This window comes from Salinispora goodfellowii, assembly GCF_059570675.1.
Map to the genome: position 1 here is coordinate 46,507 of NZ_JCANTD010000010.1, position 18,728 is coordinate 65,234.

At 72.3% G+C, this 18,728-nt stretch carries 17 protein-coding genes and 1 pseudogene; 9 read left to right on the forward strand and 9 right to left on the reverse strand.

From position 1 onward, the window contains the following. The 4 genes and pseudogenes from T398_RS12810 to T398_RS12825 all read right to left on the reverse strand — a co-directional run. Positions 1–370 (reverse strand): annotated as a pseudogene (locus T398_RS12810) (cell wall anchor protein); the annotation flags it as partial. A 6-nt stretch (positions 371–376) separates the two neighbouring features. Continuing rightward, positions 377–514, reverse strand: coding sequence for a hypothetical protein (locus T398_RS12815; protein ID WP_496446901.1), 138 nt, complete (start codon positions 512–514; stop codon positions 377–379). A gap of 283 nt (positions 515–797) precedes the next feature. Further along, the gene (locus tag T398_RS12820) at positions 798–1,400 is read right to left on the reverse strand and encodes a hypothetical protein (protein WP_496447030.1); all 603 of its coding nucleotides are present in this window, start codon (positions 1,398–1,400) and stop codon (positions 798–800) included. A 379-nt stretch (positions 1,401–1,779) separates the two neighbouring features. Then, complete coding sequence (locus T398_RS12825) at positions 1,780–2,616, reverse strand: phosphatase PAP2 family protein (protein ID WP_496446903.1); 837 nt, start codon at positions 2,614–2,616, stop codon at positions 1,780–1,782. A gap of 42 nt (positions 2,617–2,658) precedes the next feature. Here T398_RS12825 and T398_RS12830 point away from each other — a divergent pair, with 42 nt between their 5' ends. After that, entirely contained in the window at positions 2,659–3,870 is a 1,212-nt protein-coding gene (locus tag T398_RS12830; RefSeq protein WP_496446904.1) for a DUF4032 domain-containing protein, read from the forward strand. Between the two features lie 48 nt (positions 3,871–3,918). Here T398_RS12830 and nagA read toward each other — a convergent pair whose 3' ends face one another. Genes nagA through T398_RS12845 form a run of 3 tightly spaced genes read right to left on the reverse strand, consistent with a single transcriptional unit; the run spans position 3,919 to position 6,928 of the window. Beyond that, positions 3,919–5,028 carry an N-acetylglucosamine-6-phosphate deacetylase gene (gene nagA, locus T398_RS12835; protein ID WP_496446906.1) on the reverse strand — a complete coding sequence of 370 codons (1,110 nt, stop codon included), beginning with the start codon at positions 5,026–5,028 and terminating at the stop codon, positions 3,919–3,921. Beyond that, complete coding sequence (locus T398_RS12840) at positions 5,025–6,002, reverse strand: ROK family protein (protein WP_496446907.1); 978 nt, start codon at positions 6,000–6,002, stop codon at positions 5,025–5,027. Before T398_RS12840 ends, nagA begins: the two co-directional genes overlap by 4 nt. Then, entirely contained in the window at positions 5,999–6,928 is a 930-nt protein-coding gene (locus T398_RS12845; protein WP_496446909.1) for an SIS domain-containing protein, read from the reverse strand. Before T398_RS12845 ends, T398_RS12840 begins: the two co-directional genes overlap by 4 nt. A gap of 184 nt (positions 6,929–7,112) precedes the next feature. Between T398_RS12845 and T398_RS12850 the strand changes: the two genes are divergently transcribed. The 4 genes from T398_RS12850 to T398_RS12865 all read left to right on the forward strand — a co-directional run bounded on the left by T398_RS12850 (position 7,113) and on the right by T398_RS12865 (position 10,684). Then, a complete protein-coding gene (locus T398_RS12850) occupies positions 7,113–7,898 on the forward strand; it encodes a DeoR/GlpR family DNA-binding transcription regulator (RefSeq protein WP_496446910.1) in 786 nt (261 codons plus the stop codon). A gap of 142 nt (positions 7,899–8,040) precedes the next feature. After that, complete coding sequence (locus tag T398_RS12855) at positions 8,041–9,018, forward strand: ATP-binding cassette domain-containing protein (RefSeq protein ID WP_496447032.1); 978 nt, start codon at positions 8,041–8,043, stop codon at positions 9,016–9,018. Beyond that, on the forward strand, positions 9,015–10,028 hold the full coding sequence (locus T398_RS12860) for an ABC transporter permease subunit (protein ID WP_496446912.1): 1,014 nt from the start codon (positions 9,015–9,017) through the stop codon (positions 10,026–10,028). Before T398_RS12855 ends, T398_RS12860 begins: the two co-directional genes overlap by 4 nt. A 197-nt stretch (positions 10,029–10,225) precedes the next feature. After that, positions 10,226–10,684, forward strand: a complete 459-nt coding sequence (locus tag T398_RS12865) for a DUF3263 domain-containing protein (RefSeq protein WP_496446914.1) — start codon at positions 10,226–10,228, stop codon at positions 10,682–10,684. A 31-nt stretch (positions 10,685–10,715) separates the two neighbouring features. Here the strand turns inward: T398_RS12865 and T398_RS12870 are convergent, their stop codons facing one another. After that, entirely contained in the window at positions 10,716–10,931 is a 216-nt protein-coding gene (locus T398_RS12870; RefSeq protein ID WP_496446915.1) for a hypothetical protein, read from the reverse strand. A gap of 217 nt (positions 10,932–11,148) precedes the next feature. Between T398_RS12870 and T398_RS12875 the strand changes: the two genes are divergently transcribed. After that, positions 11,149–11,658, forward strand: a complete 510-nt coding sequence (locus T398_RS12875) for a GNAT family N-acetyltransferase (RefSeq protein WP_496446917.1) — start codon at positions 11,149–11,151, stop codon at positions 11,656–11,658. On the opposite strand, the gene T398_RS12880 is transcribed toward T398_RS12875, so the two are convergent. After that, positions 11,652–13,982 carry an AAA family ATPase gene (locus T398_RS12880; RefSeq protein WP_496446919.1) on the reverse strand — a complete coding sequence of 777 codons (2,331 nt, stop codon included), beginning with the start codon at positions 13,980–13,982 and terminating at the stop codon, positions 11,652–11,654. The genes T398_RS12875 and T398_RS12880 overlap by 7 nt on opposite strands. 196 nt (positions 13,983–14,178) lie before the next feature. Here T398_RS12880 and T398_RS12885 point away from each other — a divergent pair, with 196 nt between their 5' ends. The 3 genes from T398_RS12885 (at position 14,179) to T398_RS12895 (ending at position 18,677) form a co-directional block, all read left to right on the forward strand. Further along, positions 14,179–14,814, forward strand: a complete 636-nt coding sequence (locus T398_RS12885; RefSeq protein WP_496446921.1) for a class I SAM-dependent methyltransferase — start codon at positions 14,179–14,181, stop codon at positions 14,812–14,814. A gap of 117 nt (positions 14,815–14,931) precedes the next feature. Then, on the forward strand, positions 14,932–17,778 hold the full coding sequence (locus T398_RS12890) for an alpha/beta fold hydrolase (RefSeq protein WP_496446922.1): 2,847 nt from the start codon (positions 14,932–14,934) through the stop codon (positions 17,776–17,778). After that, positions 17,778–18,677: an ABC transporter permease gene (locus tag T398_RS12895; protein WP_496446924.1), complete on the forward strand. Its 900-nt coding sequence runs from the start codon at positions 17,778–17,780 to the stop codon at positions 18,675–18,677. Before T398_RS12890 ends, T398_RS12895 begins: the two co-directional genes overlap by 1 nt. Positions 18,678–18,728 lie beyond the last annotated feature (51 nt).

The window sequence follows — 18,728 nt, forward strand, 5'->3', positions numbered from 1 at the left end:
GGCCGGAACTGTTGGCGCCCCAGGCCAGCATGGTGCCGGTGGAGGTTACCGCCAGACTGTGGCCTTGGCCGGCGGCGACGGCGGTGATTGTGGTGTCGGCTGGCAGATCCACTGTCACGGGGGTGTTGCTGTTGCTGTTGGTCCCGTCGCCTAACTGGCCGTCGGCGTTGTTGCCCCAGGCCAGGCCGGTACCGGGAGGGCTTGCCGCCGCCGCCGGCACGCTCTGCGCGAGCACGGGTGCCGCGCCGACCGAGGTTATGCCCAGCACGATCGCCACCATCAGCGGCACCGCGAACAGCCCCCGCAGACTCGCGGGCCGGAGCCAGCTTCTTCTCACGTCCGCGACCGTGCCGGTCCAGGAACTCTCCATCTACCCCTACCCCTCTGACTCCCCGCCACCGGCCACGTCCGACCACGGCCGGTACAACGACTCCAGCCGGCCGCAGGCTGCGTCGGTGAGGTTGGCGCTGCGCAGGTCGGTGCGGGTGAGGCCAGCGTGGTAGCGGCCGTTCAAAACGGGGTTGATACGGGTCTGCGGTCGGCAGTCGGGGTCGGCGGTTGGAGAAATAGAGCATCTTGTTGATGCGTCGGTCGATGGTAGTCGATGCATCAGGTCGATGTCCCGTCCGCCGGGCCTTCCGGTGTGTGGAAGATGCCCGGTCTCCTAAACCCCGAGACACGGCTGTTGGCCGGCACCCGAATCCGGTACCGGCCAACAGCGTGCTCTCCCCTGGTGGGGGCATGATCTTGGTGGTTCAGCTGACCAGCCCGGCGGCGTGGTCAGCGACCCGGTCGGCTCACTTGTTGAGCCGCCACTGGTCTACGGTCTCGCCTCGGAGAACGCTGAGCAGTGCCTCTTTGTTCTCGAAGCTGGTGACCTTGTCCCGGTCCTCGCTCAGGTGGATGTGCCAGAGGTGCGACGGGTCGGAAGTGGCGGCTTCGTCCTTGCGGAAGTCCCAGCCTTCCACCTCGTTGTCGCTGTCGGCCTGCCCGAAGAACTCGCGCCAGCCGTCCAGTCGAGGATCATCGGGATCCTGGCCGGAGGCGAGCAGACGGCTGGAATACTCCGCGATGTTGGTGGCCTCCGAGAAGGTCCAGTCGTAGGCAGCGGCCTTGTCCGAGGGTCCGCCCTGGTCGTTGTCGTCAAGGACGGAGTAGTCGGTGGGGCCGTTGGCCGCGCGGGTGTTGTGATAGCCGGGCTTGTCGGTGTAGACACCGCCGTCGGCCGTGCCGGACTGCAACTTCAGCAGCTCCTCCTGCAGCCACGACGAAGCCTCGGCCACCTTGTCCGGATGCGGGTTGCTAGCAGCGGTTGCGGGCGTGGCACCCACCGCGAACGCTCCGCCCAGAGTCGCGGACGCAGCCAGGGCCAGCACACTACGACGCAGAATCGTGTTCATGAGAATGCTCCATTCGGGGGTCGACACCCCACACGCACCCGAAGGGGGCAGGTGGCAGGGGTGCAGGCACCGTCCGGCGCTCAACAGAACAGGAAAAGAAGATCCTCGACTACCGCGGTCCGGTGGGACACACACGGTGCCGGGTCCATGTGTAACGACCGGCGGGCCGCCATCATTCCGGGGCCTCACCCACCCCGCGGGCGGGGTCACTTCCTCGGTCGTACGCATGGTGTAACGCCCCGACGCCGGCCGGGATTCCGCCACCACCATGCCCCCGACCACACCCCACACGGGCATCATGGGATATCAGTGATGACGGCCTGACCGGGTGCCGAACCCACCCATACACGACAGGATTCCACGCGGTAGCGGGTCTGAGTCAGTTCGTGCGCTCGGAGGTCCGCCTCCGGCGGCCCTGGTCGATCCTCCGGGGCAGCGGAATGTCAGCCCAGGGCACCCGGTGCAGCACCCGGTCCAGCAGGAGGCCGAGCAGCAGCCCGGCGATCGAGTCGGTCAGCCAGTGCCAGCCCAGGTACAGGGTCGTGGCGAACACCACCAGGGGCGGGACGACCCGCGCCGCGACGGCGAGCCGGGGCGGCAACGTGCGCCCGTACGTCTCCACCAGTTGGGCGAGGAGCAGGACGATCACACCCCACCAGATGATTGTGTTGACGACGTGCCCGGACGGGTAGGAGCGGGTGAACTGCAGCGCCAACTCGTGCTGGAAGAGCGGCAGGGTCTGCTCCGGCGCGAGGAAGGGTTCGCGCGTGCTGGCGCTGGGCGCGGGCCGGGCCGTCGTCACCTTGAGCCCGCCGACGACAAGGTTGATCAGGATGAACCCGGCGACCGGCGGCAGTAGTGGGCGGGCGGAGCGGAGCCGTACGGCGAGCAGAACGCCGAGCCCGACCGCGACCAGGGTCAGCGGTCCGCCCTGGCCGAGGTAGTTGAGGATGAAGGCGACCCAGTACGCGGCGGCCGGCCGGTGCGCGTCCGACCAGTCGGCCACCGCCCGGTCGAGGCCGAAGAGGTAGCCGGCGGCGAGGGCGGCGGTCAGGGCCACCAGACCGGCGAGGAGCAGCCCGTCGCACCACCAGCCAGCCGGGCTGACCGGCCGGAGCCGTACCGCTCGCCACCGGGTCATTGCCTGCCGCATCTCGGCCACGCTACCGGCCCGTTCGTCCCCCGGCCCGGTCCGGGTGGCTGTGTGCCGAACCACGCGGGGAGGCGTTCCGGCGGGGGAGGGCGCAAACTGGAGTGCGTGCGGATCACCTCGGCTCTCGTAGACCCGGCGCTGCTCGACCTGCCCTGGTCGACCCCGCTGGTGGAGTGGCCGGCGCAGCACCTGGTGGCGTTGCCGCAGGGCATCTCTCGACATGTTGTCCGGTTCGTCCGGCTCGGCGGTTACGTGTACGCGGTCAAGGAGACCGGCGAGCGGGTGGCCGAGCGAGAGTACGACCTGCTGCGGGCCCTGGAACGGATCGACTTCCCAACGGTGGAGGCGGTGGCGATCGTCGCCGACCGGCAGACCGAAGCCGGGGAACCGCTGGACCCGGTGCTGATCACCCGGCACCTGCAGTTCTCCCTGCCCTACCGGGCGCTCTTCTCGCACACGCTGCGGCCGGAGACGATGGAGCGGCTCCTCGACGCGTTGGCCGCGCTGCTGGTCCGGATGCACCTGACCGGCTTCTTCTGGGGCGACTGCTCGCTGTCGAACACCCTCTTCCGCCGGGACGCGGGCGCGTTCGCCGCCTATCTGGTGGACGCGGAGACCGGGGTGCTGCACCGCTCGTTGTCGAACGGGCAGCGCGGTGAGGACCTGGAGATCGCCCGGGTGAACATCTTCGGGGAGGCGTTGGATCTACAGGCGGCCGGGCTGCTGCACGAGTCGATCGACCCGGAGGCGGTGTGCGAGGAGGTCGTGCAGCGGTACGAGCGGCTGTGGCATGAGATCACCTATGAGCAGCAGATCGAGCGGGAGGCTCGGCACGACATCGAGGGCCGGATCCGCGGGCTCAACGAGCTGGGCTTCGACGTAGCCGAGATCGCCGTGTCGACGATCGACGGCGGGCGGTATCTGGTGCGGCCGAAGGTGGTGGACGCCGGCTACCACACCCGGCGGCTGCTTCGCCTGACCGGCCTGGACGCGGAGGAGAACCAGGCGCGTCGGCTCCTCAACGACCTGGACGCCTACCGGGCCGAGAGCGACCTGGTCGACGAGCAGCAGGCGGCACACCGCTGGCTGACCGAGGTCTTCGAGCCGGTGGTCCGCGCCGTGCCAGCGCACCTGCGCCGCAAGCTGGAACCCCAGGAGATCTTCGCGCAGATCATCGAGCACAAGTGGCTGCTCTCCCAGCGGGCCGGCCGGGATGTTGGCATGGCCCCGGCGGTGCAGTCGTACCTCGGCGACGTGTTGGCGCACCGCCCCGACGAGCAGGCGGTGCTCGGGGTGGAGATCCCGCCCCCGGGCTGACGGAGGTACGCGCCGTGCCGTGGGCCGACGCGGCCCCGCTCGGCCCGGTCAGTCCAGCCAGGTGCCGGCGCGCATCACCCGGACCACATTCAGGTCGTCGTCGAGCACCAGCAGGTCCGCTCGGAGACCGGGCTGGAGGGCGCCGACCCGATCGCCGAGGCCGATTGCCCGGGCGGGCGTGGTGGCCACCATCTGGGCGGCCTCCGGGACGGCGAACCCGGTGGCGACCGCGTTCCGGAAGGCGGCATCCATCGTCAGCGTGCTGCCGGCGACCGCCCCGTCGCTGGCGAGTCGGGCCACACCGGCAGTCACGGTGACCCGCTGCCCGCCCAGCTCGTACTCGCCGTCGGGCTGACCGGCGGCGGCCATCGCGTCGGTGACCAGCGCGGTCCGCTCCACACCGGCGGTGGTGGTGGCGAAGGCGAGCATGCCGTCGTGCAGGTGCACCCCGTCGGCGACCAGTTCGCAGACCACTGTGGGCGCTTCCAGCAGGGCGATCACCGGTCCCGGCTCCCGGTGGTGCACCGGGCGCATCCCGTTGAACAGGTGGGTGGCGACGCGCGCGCCGGCGGCGATGGCGGCCTGGGTCTGCTGGTACGTGGCGTCGGTGTGGCCGATCGCCGGGACCACGCCGTGGGCGGTGAGTAGCTTGATCGCCGCGGTCGCTCCCGCGCGCTCCGGGGCGAGGGTGACCATCCGGATCGTCCCGTGGCCCAGCTTCAGCAGCTCGGTCAGCTCCGCGGTGGAGGGATCGCGCAGGTACGCCGGGTTCTGCGCCCCGCAACGGGCCGCGGAGAGGTACGGGCCCTCGAAGTGAATCCCGGCGAGCACCCCTTCGGCGACCAGTGGCCGAAAGGCGGTGGTGGCGGCGCGCAGCAGCGCGAACGGCGAACTCACCAGGCTGGCCAGCAGGGTGGTGGTGCCGTGCCGGAGGTGGAAGCCGGCGGCGGCCCGGGCTTCGTCGGCGTCTCCGGTGGTGAAGGTGTGTCCACCGCCGCCGTGGGTGTGGATGTCCACGAACCCGGGGAGGATCCAGTGCCCGTCCCGCCCGGACGGGTACTCGGCGACCGCGGTGATCTGCTCGTTGCTGATCTCTACGCAGCCCTGGCGGATCACCCCGGCGGGGGTCACCACCCTACCGGTCACCCGTACTGTCATCGCTTCTCCAAGCTGTCCAGGGCGAGCAGGGCGGCGCCGATGCAGCCCGCCTCGGCGCCGAGGGCCGCCGGGACCAGCCGTGGCTCGCGGTGAAAGGTCATCCGGTCGGTTAGCGCGGCCCGCAGCGGGTCGAGCAGTTGGGCGCCGGCCCGGGCCAGCCCGCCGCCGAGCACGACCGTCTCCACGTCGAAGAGCGCCTGGCCGGTGGCGAGGCCGTCGGCGAGGGCCGCGACCGCCTCCGTCCAGACCTGCTGGGCCAGCCGATCCCCGGCGGCGGCGCGGGCGGCCACTTCGGCCGCGCTCGGCCCTGGTGTGCTGCCGGTCAGCTCCGCGTAGCGGCGGGCGACCGCTGAGGCGGACGCGATCGCCTCGAGGCAGCCGGCCTGCCCGCAGCCGCAGCGCGGCCCACCGGGACGGACCAGGATGTGGCCGAGTTCCCCGGCGGCGCCGTGCGCACCGGCGGCGGCTGTCCCGTCGATCACATGGGCGGCGGCGATGCCGGTGCCGATGGCGACGAAGAGGACGTGTCGGTCGTTCTGGCCGGCGCCGAGGCGCGCTTCGGCGATGCCGCCGACGCGGACGTCATGGCCGAGCACCGCCGGCATCCCGAGCCGGGTCGTGGCCAAGGCCCGCAGCGGCACGTCGCGGAAGCCGATGTTGGACGACCAGATCGCCACCCCCGCTGCCTCGTCGATGACGCCGGGGACGGCGAGGCCGAGCGCGACCGGAGTGAGCTCTTCCCGGCGGGCCGTGTCCGCCAGGCCGTCGGCCACCTCGAGGATGGTGTCGACCACGGCCGCCGGACCGCGGGCGGCCTGGGTCGGGTGGTGTTCGGTGCGCGCGACGGTGCCGTCTCGGTGGACCAGGGCGCACTTCATGCCGCTGCCGCCGACGTCGATCGCGACCACGACCTGCTGCCGGTCGGGTGCGTCGTCCGGCGCGCTCAGCTTTCCGCCCGGCTTCCCGCTGTTCATGCCAGCACCACGGAGCGGGCGAGGTGCCGTGGTGCGTCGGGGTCGAGGCCACGGCTGGTGGCGAGCGTGACGGCGAAGCGCTGCGCCAGGATCAGGTCGGCCATCGGGTCCAGCGGGGTGCGACCGGCGGCCCAGTTTCCGATCACGCTGCGGCACCCGTGGGTGCGGCTGTGTACGAAGGCGGCACCGGTGGACGCCACATCCTCGGCAAGCCCTTCGGGTAGGTCACCGAAGGCCCAGACCAGCCGGCCCGGTGCGGCGACGGAGATCGGGCCGTGCCGGTAGTCCATGGCTGGGTACGCCTCGGCCCAGAAGGTGGCGGCCTCGCGGCACTTCAGCGCCGCCTCGTGGGCCAGCCCGACGGTCCACTCCCGGCCGAGGAAGGTGACCTGTTCGATTTGGGCGGGGTCGATCGGTAGGGGGGCGCGTACCGCCACCTCGGCATCGGCGGAGAGCGCGGTGATGTTGTCGCCCAGGTGGGCGCGGAGCAGGGCCAGCGCGGTCGTCGCGAATCGGGTTTGCACCACCGCGCGTTCGTCGGCGAAGGCCAACGGCACCGTGGCGTCGGCGAGGTCGGCGGCGAGGGCGGCGGGGTCACCGACCAGGACGGTGGTGGGCAGCACTCCGCGGAGCGCGGCGAGCAGCTCGGTCACCTCGGTGGTGGTGCCGGAGCGGGTGATCGCGATCAGCCGGTCGTAGCGGCGGCCGGTGGGAAATTCGCTGGCCTGGAAGGCGTCGGTCTCGCCGTGGCCGGCGCGTTCGCGGCGGGTGGCGTAGGCCATCGCCATGAACCAGGAGGTGCCGCATCCGACGACGGCGACTCGCTCGCCGGGCTGGGGTAGCTGGTCGGCTACCGAGGTGGCCAGCCGTGCCGCCGTCCGCCAGCATTCGGGTTGACTCGCGATCTCCATGTCGACGTACGACATCAGGTTCTCCAGAGCGTGCGCAATTTGGCTCGTTAGGCCCGGCTTTCGCGCGCTATTGTGCGCCGATTTGGGTGGTGGTGGCAACCAGGCCGGGTATCGAGCAGAACCGGCGTTGCCTTTACCTAGTTTCGCGCACTAGTGTGCACGCACAATCACCAATCGTGCAGCCGCTGGAGGGCTCGGGGTGGACCGGTACGCGAGATGGAACGCCCTGCTCGAGATGCTGACCGACAGCGGTCGGGTCAGTGTCGAGGGAGCCGCCGAGCGCCTGGCCGTCTCGCAGGCCACCATCCGTCGGGACTTCGACCAGCTCGCCCAGCAGCAGATGATCACGCGTACCCGGGGTGGGGCGGTCGCCAACGGCGTCTCGTACGACCTGCCGCTGCGGTACAAGTCCGCGAAGCACTCGGCCGAGAAGCAGCGGATCGGCGCGGCAGCCGCGGCGCTGGTGACCCCGGGCACGGTGGTCGGCCTCAACGGCGGCACCACCAGCACCGAGGTGGCGCGAGCGCTGGCCGTACGGCCGGATCTGAACACCAGCGCCGAGGGTGCCCAGCTCACCGTGGTCACCAACGCCCTCAACATCGCCAACGAGCTGCTGGTCCGGTCCAGGATGAAGGTCGTGGTGGCCGGTGGGGTGGTGCGACCCAAGTCATTCGAGCTGGTCGGCCCGCTGGGTGGGGCCCTGCTGCGGGAGGTCACCCTGGATGTGGCCCTGCTCGGGGTGGACGCGGTTGATCCGCAGCTCGGCGCCGCCGCCCACCATGAGGGGGAAGCGGCGATGAACAGCCTGATGGTGGCGCGGGCGAAGCGGGTGGTGGTGATCGCTGACTCCTCCAAGCTGGGTGGCCACGCCTTTGCCCGGATTTGTCCGGTGGACCGGATGGAGACCCTGGTCACGGACTCCGGTGCGGCACCCGAGGTGGTCGCCGCCTTCCGCGCGGCCGGCGTGCGGGTGGTCTGCGCCTGAATCACACCGGAGAGCCGCCTGTCGCCGCTTTCCGCCGCGATGTGCGGATTGGGTATCGCGCAAACGGTAGTACCGCGTATTGTGTGGTGAGTGCCGCCAACGGGGGAGGTGCAGCTTGCCGGCTGTCCTGGAAATAGCAGGTCTGCAAAAGTCCTATCGAAGCCGAAGGCGGGGCGTCCGCAACGCGCTCGACGGCTTCGACATGCGGGTGGAGACGGGCCAGGTGCACGGCTTCCTCGGCCCGAACGGGTCGGGTAAGACGACCACCCTCCGTACGCTGCTCGGTCTCATCCGGCCCGATGGCGGCCGGATGAGATTGCTCGGGCATGAGGTCCCAGCCGACCTACCCGCGGTCGCCGGTCAGGTCGGCGCGATCGTGGAGAGCCCACAGTTCTTCCCACACTTCACCGCTCGGGACACCCTGTCCCTGCTGGCCACCGCGGGCCAGGTCCGCTCCACCCGGATCGACGAGGTGCTGGAGTTGGTGGGGCTGCGAGACCGGTCCCGGGAGCGGGTGAAGACCTACTCGCTCGGCATGAAGCAGCGGCTGGCCGTCGCCTCCGCCCTGCTGAAGGAGCCGCGACTGCTGATCCTGGATGAGCCCGCCAACGGGCTGGACCCGGGTGGCATCCGGGAGATGCGGGCGTTGATGCGAAACCTGGCCGAAACGGGCACCACGGTGCTGCTCTCCAGCCACATCCTCGCCGAGATCCAACTGATCTGTGACTCGGTCACGATCATCTCGTTGGGTCGCCGGGTCGCGTTCGGCCCGGTGGAGAAGGTGCTGGCGACCCACTCGGCCGGCATCGTCCGGGTACGCCTGGAAGCGGCGGCCGACCTGCCGGAGGCGAGCGAGGCGTTGACCCGGGCTGGGTTCCGGGTCACCCGGGAACCGGATCACCTGTTGCTCGCCGGGGTGGAGGAAGCCGCCATGGTGACCCGCCTCCTCGCCGGTCAGGGCCTGTACGTCAGCGAGCTGGTCTGGGTCGACGCCGACCTGGAGAGCGTCTTCCTCGAGCTGACCGCGACCGCGCCGGCCCCCGGCCAGAGCCGGCAGGTCGACCAGTCAGCCAGACCCGCGGCGGTGGGTCAGAGCACGACAGGAGGGTGGGGCGCGTGAGTCTCTACCGTGCGGAACTACGCCGGCTGGTACTGCGGCGCCTCACCCGCTGGGCGACCGTGCTGGGCCTGGCGGTGTTGGCAACCGTGGCCGTCGGGGTCTTCCTGTCGAACCAGAAGATCGACGACGCGGCCCGGGCCAAGGCCGAGGTGGCCGCCGAGGAAAACTGGCAGCAGCTGGTGCGGCAGACCGAAGAGTTTCGGGCCGAGTGCGAGCAGGCGGCGGACCGGGGCGACCAGTCGGGTCGCTTCCCCCCGGACTGCTCCCAGCTCCCGCCCCCGCCCCCGGACGTCTACCCGGTGGAACAGTACCTACCGACCACCTTCGACTTTCGGGCCAGCTTCGGCCAGACGTTGACCGCGCTCGCGGCGATCCTGGCCCTGGTCGGTTTCGTGGTGGGCTCCTCTTTCGTGGGCGCCGAGTGGAACACCGGCGGCATGATGACCATGCTGTTGTGGCGGCCGAAGCGGGTGACCGTCCTGCTCACCAAGCTGGCCGCCCTGCTCACCGGGCTGCTGGCATTGGCGGTGACCACGACGGTGCTCTGGTTCGGCAGCTTCTGGCTGATCGCCACCACGCGCGGCACCACCGAAGGGATGACCGCCGGCGCCTGGCAGTCCTTCGCCCTGACCGGCCTGCGTGGCGTGACGCTCGCCCTGGTCGCCGCCGTTCTCGGCTTCGGGCTGGCCTCGCTCGGCCGGCACACCGCGATGGCGCTGGGCGGCGCGGTCGGGGTGGTGGTGGTCGGGCAGTTCGGTCTCGGAGTGCTGCTCAGCCTGACCGGAGCGAAGTTCATCCAGGCATGGCTGCTCCCCACCTACGTGCTCGCCTGGATGCAGAAGGAGGTCGTCCTCCAGGACTTTCAGACGTGCAACGTCAACCCCTTCGGTCAATGCGAACCGGAGACCCTGACCGTCACCTGGCAACAATCGTCCGGGCTGCTCGCGGCGGGGCTGGTGCTCATCCTCGGCGGGGCGTGCTGGGCGATACGTCGTCGCGACATCTCCTGACGCCCGCCGGACCGCGCCCGCCGGACCGCGCCCGCCGGGCCGCGCCCGCCGGGCCGGCTCGCCGTCCGGCGAGCCTTGCAGAGGCGCGCTCGCCTCGCCGCTCGGCCAGCCGTCTCGTGCGGCTGGCCGAGCGGCGCACTAGGCTGAGGCACCCCCGGGTCGGCCGTACCGGGCCGACCGCCCTCGCGAGGAGTGTCATGCCGCCCGACACCGCCCCGGCCGCCGCCGAACCCTCCGGCGAGGGGCGACCTGGCGAGGGGCGCGGGCGCTCCGTCGTACCACCGCCCCGGCCGGTGCCCGAGGTCGAGGCCGTCGCGTCCGCCGACTTTGAGCCGGACGCCGCCGCCGACGGCGGTGCACCGGGAGACTCCGCCGGCGACGCGCCGTTGGGCGACGCCGCATCGGGGGACGCCGTCGGCTTGACCGTCGGACTGACCGGGCGGGAGCGGGACATCCTCGACTTCGAGCAGCAGTGGTGGCGGCATCCGGGCGCCAAGGAACAGGCCATCCGGGACCGGTTCGGCTGCACCGCCACCCGCTACTACCAGCTGTTGAACGGGTTGCTGGACAACCCGGCGGCCCTGGCTGCCGAGCCGCTCCTGGTGGGGCGGCTGCGTCGCCTGCGTTCGGCCCGAGCCCGCGACCGACGTCGCTGAGGCCGACCCACGGCCGGCCCCTGCGGTCGGATCAGCGCTTTTCGTGCATGCGCAGGCCGTTGCCGATGGCGAAGAAGGTCGGAGCCCACTCGCCGATGAAGATCCCCCAGCGGTCGGCGCGGGCCATGCCCGCCCGCTCCAGATGCTTCGAGAGGAACCAACTGCCAAACGACAGGCCAATGCTCACGAAACCCGCGATATAGGCGTGCTCCGCTCGAAGGCCGGTCTCGTGTAGGCGCTGCAACATCCGCGATCCCCCTGTCGCAAACGGTCGGCTCGTGCCACGGAAGCCCGGCGGGCCACCAGTGCTGACGCTACCCGCTGCCGTGGTGGGGGACGGAGAAATCAGCGATGGAAGGTGAGGAGGATTCGGATAGGGCCGACCGGTCGATCCCTTTGTCCGGATCGCCAGTCCGCCCCGCTTGAGCTGGACGCTCACCGATGAGCCCGGCAGACTGCCGGACGTGGCGGGTGACGTGCGGTTGGAGCCGGTTAGTGAACGCAACCTCGAATCGTTGCTCTCCGTAGCTGCTGCAGAGGCGGATCCGGCCGATGTTATGCCGCCGGTCGAAGCCCCGGCCGGCTGGTCGCAGGCCCGGCGGGAGGCGTTCCGCGAGTTCCACCGGGCCAGCTTCGCCGGGTTGCCGGGCCCGACCCGCACCCGGATGTACGCCGTGCTGGCCGCCGGCGAGGTCGTCGGGGTGATCCGGATGACTCGCTGCGACGAGCCGGAAGCGGTCGAAACCGGGCTGTGGCTGGGGCGTTCGGCGCGGGGCCGGGGGATCGGGTCGGCCGCGCTCCGGGAGCTGCTCAACAAGGCCGCAGCGGCCGGCATGCGCCGGGTGGTCGCGGCGACCACCCCCGACAACCGGGGTGCGCTCTCCGTGCTCACCAACTGCGGCGCGCAGCTGCGCGAAGCGAACGGCCAGGTCCACGCCGAGCTGTCGCTGGACCTTACGCCGAAGGATCACTGACGTTTCTTCGCGTACTCGGCCAGCCAGGCGACCTGGGCCGGGTCCAGGGAGGGGCGTACGCGGGTGCGGGCGACCGCGACGTGGGCGGTGGTAACGGTCGCCGCGGCGAGCGATTCGCGCATCGCGGCGAGCGCCGCCTCCCGGATCAGCGCCGCGCAGTCCGCTGCGGAGAAGCCGTCCAGGTCATCGGCGAGCGCGCCGAGGTCCACCTCCGGTGCCAGCGGCACGGTGCGCGACGCCGCCCGCAGGATCTCCGCGCGGCCCGCCTCGTCCGGCGGCGGGACGTAGACCAGCCGTTCCATCCGGCCGGGGCGCAGGAGAGCCGGGTCGACCAGGTCCGGCCGGTTGGTCGCACCGACCACAACCACGTTGCGTAAGGACTCCACCCCGTCCAGTTCGGTGAGGAGGGCGGCCACCACCCGGTCGGCCGTACCGCCGTCGGTGGCCTGACCCCGTACCGGTGCCAGCGCGTCCACCTCGTCCAGGAAGACCAGCGTCGGCGCGGCCTCGCGGGCCCGGCGGAACAGCTCGCGCACCGCGCGTTCGCTCTCGCCCACCCACTTCGACAGCAGCTCGGCGCCCTTCACCGAGAGCACGTTCGCCCGGCCGGAACCGGCCAACGCGGTCACCAGGTACGTCTTGCCACAGCCCGGGGGGCCGTAGAGCAGGACCCCGCGGGGCGGCTGCACCCCCAGCCGCGCGAAGGCGTCCGGATTGGTGAGGGGCCACAGCACCGACTCGGTCAGGGTCTGCTTGACCTCGGCCAGGTCCCCCACGTCGTCGAGGGTCACCGACGCCAGCTCCAGGGTCGACGCCGCCATCGTGGTCGGGCGGACCACCGTCAGCGCCGCCCGCAGGTCGGCCATCGTCATGCTGGGCCGCTCCACCGTCTTCTGCCGCAGGGCGGCGCGGACCCCCGCTTCGCGGACCAGTGCGGCCAGGTCGGCGGCGACGAAACCGGGCGTACGCGCCGCGACCTCGTCCAGCCGTACGTCCTCGGCCAGCGGCACCGGTCGGGTCAGCACCCCGAGCTGCTCCCGGCGCCCGGCGGCGTCCGGCAGCGGGACGCTGACCCGCAGCGGGAGCAGGTCCGGGGAACGGAGGGTGGGGTCCACGGCGTCGAGGCGGCTGGTGGTGCACACCACGGCGGCCCCGGCCGCGACGGTCTCGGCCACCACCTTGCGGAAGACGGTGGCCACCGGTCCGGGTGCGGCAGCCGGGGCGAGCGCCTCCACGTCGGTGACCAGCAGGACGGCTGGTCCGTCGGCGCGTACCGCGGCGGCCGCGGCCCGCAGCTGCTCGGCGGCGGCCGAGTTGGTCAACGCGGCGAGCTCCGGCCCCCAGAGTGGCCGAACCCGCGCCTCGAGCCGGGCGGCGACCGCGCGCACGAGCGCGGACTTGCCGGACCCGGCCGGGCCGTCGAGGAGTACCCCGAGCGCCACTGTGGTGCCGAGCCGGCGCAGCACCGCACCGCGGTGGAAGCCGAGGTCGAGTAGCTCGGTCAGCTCCTCGGCCTGGGCCCGCAGCCCGGGTAGCTCCTCCACTGTGGGGGCCGTTGGGCCGGTCGTCTCCGCCGGCTCGGTATCCCGTGCCCCGGTGGGCGCGGCGGTCCGGGGCAGGGGTGAGCCCTCGGCGGGGGAAAGTGCCGGGGACGCCGCCAAGTCGTGGGTGGCGGGGATCGCCGGGTAGTGGGTGGCGGGGATCGCCGGGTAGTGGGTGGCGGGGCCGTGCTCCCACCCGACGGTGGTCTCCATCGTGACCAGCGCCGCCGACGCCGGCGTGGCGGCGGTGACGGTGAGCAGGGCACTGGTCCAGGCGTAGCCGACCCGGTTGGCCAGGCTCTGCCGGGCAGCCGTCAGGAGGCCACGTAACGAAGGGTCGGGCAGCACCGTCTGGGGCAGCGCCTCCTGGGGCGGCAGCTCCTGCGGCAGCAGCGAGATGTCGTCGCCGGTGGTGACCACCTTGCCGAGTAGTGCGAGCCGGAGCAGCTCCGGGGAGACGGCCGCGACCACCTGCGGTGCGCCGGTGAGCACCACCCGGGCGGCGGCGGTGACCGGGGTGGGGCCGACGGTGACCTCGCCGCCGTCGCGGAGGCCGAGGTTGCCCAGGGTCAGGTCATCGGCGTAGAGCAGGCCGGGGGTGGCCTCCGGCTCACTCTCCGCGGCGAGTGCGGCGGTGACCCGCCGGCCGGCCAGCCGGACCGGGTCGCCGGGGCGGATTCCGAGCGCGGTGAGCACCTCCGGGTGCAGCCGCACGATGCCCCGTCGGGCGCCGAGCGCGGCCGGCTGCCGGCTGGCGGTAAGTACGAGTTCCGATCCCCCCACCTACCGAACCCTAGCCGGTGCGAGGAAGGATCTCGGTGAACGCTGCGGTGGCGCAACGGCCGTCGTGATGTCCCGGTCGTCGCTGGTTCTCGCCACCCTCCCCTTTGCCGAACCGGCAAGGATGTTTGCGGCCTCGCGTTGCGCTGCCGGAGGCTGGCACTTCCACGTAATCCGGTATTTGCCAGAGGAACCTGTGATGACTGACTTCGACGCCTTCTTCAACGTTGACTACTGGGATCAGCGATACAGCGCGACCGGGCAGGTGTGGAGCGGCGAGCCCAACCCCGTGCTCGTTGAGGAGGTCGCCCCCCTTGCCCCGGGTACGGCCCTGGAGGTGGGCTGCGGCGAGGGCGCGGACGCCATCTGGCTGGCCGGACACGGCTGGCAGGTCACCGGCGTGGACTTCTCCGCGCAGGCCCTCGCCCGTGCCGCCGAGCGCGTACCCACCTCTCTGGCCGAGCGGCTGCGGTGGCAGCGAGCTGACATTCGCGACTGGCAGCCCGACGACGGCCCCCGCTATGACCTGGTAGCCACCTCCTACCTGCACTTCCCCGGGGCACTGCGGCGACGGGTGTTCGCCACGCTCGCCACCCGGGTGGCCCCGGACGGCCACCTGCTGATCGTTGGGCACCACCCCAGCGACCTGGACACCGCCGTGCGCCGACTACAGGAACCCGACCTGCTCTACACGGCCGACGAGTTGGCGCAGGCCCTGCCCACCGACGACTGGGAGTTGCGTACCCGGGCGGCCCGCCCGCGCGCCGCCACCACACCGGACGGCACGCCGGTGACCATCCACGACACCGTGCTCACCGCCCGCCGTATCCGTTGACGCCGGCAGCGCCGGGCCGGCGCCCAGCCCGGCGACGGCCCGGTGTTCTCCGCCGACAGTGGTGCGTTCTGTGTTCACTCAGGCAATCCTCAGCTTTCCCCCCGTAGCGTGTGCCGCATGAGATCGCCGTCGCCGGCCGCGTGGATCCGGCGTGCCCTGCCCACCCGTCGGCGTGCGCTGGCCGCGGCGGCGGTGGTCGTCGTCCTGCTCGCCGCCGGAGTCGCCGGGGCCCTCCGGCCCGCCGAACCGGACCTGCGCACCGAGGCGGCGCTGGTCACCGTCCGGTCCGGGCCGACCGGCGACGAGCCGGTCGAACTGGACACCACGCTCTACCTGCCCCCCGCCGCGGCCGCCGACGCCCCGGTGCCGGCGGTGCTGCTCGGGCACGGCTTCGGCGGCACCAAGGAGTCGGTCCGCGCCGACGCCGAGGAGTTCGCCGAGCGCGGGTACGCGGTGCTGACCTGGACCGCGCGGGGCTTCGGCCGCAGCGGCGGGCAGATCCACCTGGACCACCCGGACTACGAGGTCCGCGACGCGCAGCGCCTGCTGGACTGGCTGGCCGCCCGCCCGGAGGTCGTCACCGACGCCGCCGGGGACCCGCGAGTGGGGGTGGTCGGCGGCTCCTACGGCGGTGCGCTGGCGTTGCTGCTCGCCGCGCAGGACCAGCGGGTCGACGCGATCGTGCCGATGATCACTTGGAACGACCTCGCCCGCTCCTTCCTGCCGGAGAACAGCGGCGAGGGGCCGGAGCAGGGAGTGCTCAAGAAGGGGTGGGCCGGGCTCTTCTTCGGCAGCGGCGGCAACCCCGGTCCGGCCTCGGTCGGCGGCTCCGGCCCGGCCGGCGGCCTTGCCCCCGGTGGCGGGTCCGCCCCGGGCGGCTCCCTCCCGGAGAACGCGGCCACCACGGCCGGCGCCATCGACCCCTCCTGCGGGCGGTTCGCCGCCGACGTGTGCGCCGCGTACCTGCGGATCGCCACCACCGGGCGCGCCGACCCGGATGCTGTCGCACTGCTGCGCCGCTCCAGCCCGGCCGGGAAGCTCGACCGGGTCGAGGCGCCGACGCTGCTCGTGCAGGGGGCGGCCGACACCCTCTTCCCGCTCACCGAGGCGGACGCGAACGCCCGGGAACTCGCCGCGACCGGCACCCCGGTCCAAGTGGCCTGGTTCACCGGCGGGCACGACGGCGGCGACGGCCCGAAGACCGACTCGGACCGGGTGCGGCACCTGACCGCGCAGTGGCTCGACCACTACGTCAAGGGCGAGGGCGCGGCCCCCGCCGACGACTTCACCTTCTCCCGGATCGCCGGGTTCGACGCCCTCGACCGGGGGCTGGTCGCCAGCGGCTTCCGCGCCACCGGCTACCCGGGCGTTGACGGCACCGGCCAGCAGCCGGTGTCGGTGAGCGGTCCGGCGCAGTCAATCGCCAACCCGCCGGCCGGCAACCCGGCCGCGATCTCGTCGGTGCCCTTCGCCGGGGAGCTCTCGTCGCTGCTCGACGGGGTCGCCGGGGACATCCCCGGCCAGCACGCCCGGTTCGAGTCCGCGCCGTTGTCGGCGGCCGTGGACGTGGTCGGCGCGCCGACCATCTCCATCCGGGCCGCGTCCCCGACCGGCACGGCCGTGCTCTTCGTCAAGCTCTACGACGTCGCCGGTGACGGGTCGGCGACCCTGCCGAACGGGCTGGTCGCGCCGATCCGGCTGACGGGGCTACCGGCGGCCGTCGAGGACGCCGAACCGGTCACCGTCACCCTGCCGGCGATCGTCCGCCGGATCGAGGCCGGGCACCGGCTGCGGGTCGTGGTGGCGACCTCCGACCAGGCGTACGCCACCCCGGTCGAACCGGCCGTCTACAGCGTGGCCCTGGCGAGCGGCGCGGTCACCCTGCCCACAGTCGCCAGTGAGCCGATCCCCACCGACGCCGTCGTCTGGCGTTGGGTCCTCGCCGGGCTGCTCGCCACGATCGTGGTCGGGCTCGTCGTGGTCGTCGCCGTCCTCCGCCGCCGGCACCGGCGTCGGGAGAGCCGGGTCCACCCGGCGTACGCGGGCGTCCCGCTCGCCGTCCGGGAACTGCGCAAGGAGTACGCGGACGGCTTCGTCGCCGTCTCCAACGTCGACTTCGAGGTGCACCCCGGGCAGGTGGTGGGCCTGCTCGGCCCGAACGGCGCGGGCAAGACCACCACGCTGCGGGTGCTGATGGGGCTGACCCAGCCGACCGCCGGCGAGGTCTACGTGTTCGGACACCGGCTGGTGCCGGGCGCCCCGGTGCTGTCCCGGATCGGAGCCCTGGTGGAGGGCCCCGGCTTCCTGCCGCACCTGTCCGGGCTGGACAACCTGAAGGCGTACTGGCGGGCGACCGGGCGGCCGTGGGCCGACGCGCACTTCGACGAGGCGTTGGAGATCGCCGGGCTGGGCACCTCGGTGCACCGGAAGGTCCGGACCTACAGCCACGGCATGCGGCAGCGGCTGGCGATCGCGCAGGCGATGCTCGGCCTGCCGGAGCTGCTGGTGCTCGACGAGCCGACCGACGGCCTGGACCCGCCGCAGATCGCCGAGATGCGCCGGGTCCTGCGGCGGTACGCCACCGGCGGCCGGGCGGTGCTGGTCTCCAGCCACCTGCTCGCCGAGGTGGAGCAGACCTGCACCCACGCGGTGGTGGTGACCAAGGGGCAGATCGTCGCGTCCGGCCCGGTCGAGGAGATCGTCGGCGAGTCGCCGAGCGTCCTGCTCGAGGTCACCGACCCGGTGGCCGCGCGGGAGGTGCTGGACCGGCTGGCGGGCGTCTCGGTGCTGCCCGACGGCGACGGGCAGCTCGTGGTGGACACCAACGGCACCGCCCGCAGCGAGGTGGTCGCCGAACTGGTGCGGGCCGGCATCGGGGTGGACCGGGTGGTGCCCCGGCGACGCCTGGAGGACGCGTTCCTGGCCCTGGTCGGCGAGAACTCTCGGGGAAGCGGGGATCGATGATGGCGCAGACGACGGTCGAACCCAACGCGGGTGACTCCGGCGGCACCCCGTCCGGTGCGGCGGCGGGCTACCGGCCCTTCGCCACGCTGCCGTTGCGGGCCGAGTTCCGGCGGCAGGCGTCGCGGCGACGGACCCAGCTCGCGCTGGGCTTCATGGTGCTGCTGCCGCTGATCATCCTGATCGCGTTCCAGTTTGACTCGGGCGACGACGACAACGGGCGCGGCGAGTTCGGCAGCCTGGTCGAGTTCGCCACCTCCGGCGGACTGAACTTCACCCTCTTCGCCCTCTTCGTCTCCGCGTCGTTCCTGCTGGTGGTCGTGGTGGCGCTGTTCTGCGGCGACACGGTGGCCAGCGAGGCAAGCTGGGGCAGCCTGCGCTACCTGCTCGCCGTGCCGGTGCCGCGGGCCCGACTGCTCGCGGTGAAACTAGTGGTGGCGCTCGCCTACTCGGGCATGGCGCTGCTCCTGCTCGCCGGCACCGCGCTGCTGCTCGGCACCGTGCGGTACGGCTGGGGGCCGCTGCGCAGCACCGTCGCCGCCGAACTGGAGCCGGGGGAGGGGCTGCTGCGGTTGCTGGCGGTGCTCGGCTACCTGGCCGTCGTACTGCTGGTGGTGGCGGGCCTGGCCGTGCTGCTGTCGGTGTCGACGGACGCCGCACTGGGCGCGGTCGGCGGGGCGGTGCTGCTCTGGATCCTGTCCAGCATCCTCGACCAGATCACCGCCCTCGGCGTGCTGCGGGCCTTCCTGCCGACCCACTACAGCACCGCCTGGCTGGGTCTGCTGTCAACGCCGATCCAGACCGACGACGTGGTCCGGGGAGCGATCTCGGCCATCAGCTACGCGACGCTCTTCTGGGGGCTGGCCTTCTGGCGCTTCACCCGCAAGGACGTCGTGTCCTAGCGGTACGCGGATGCTGTCGGTCCACCGGGCTCCGCGGTCGGTCCACCGGGC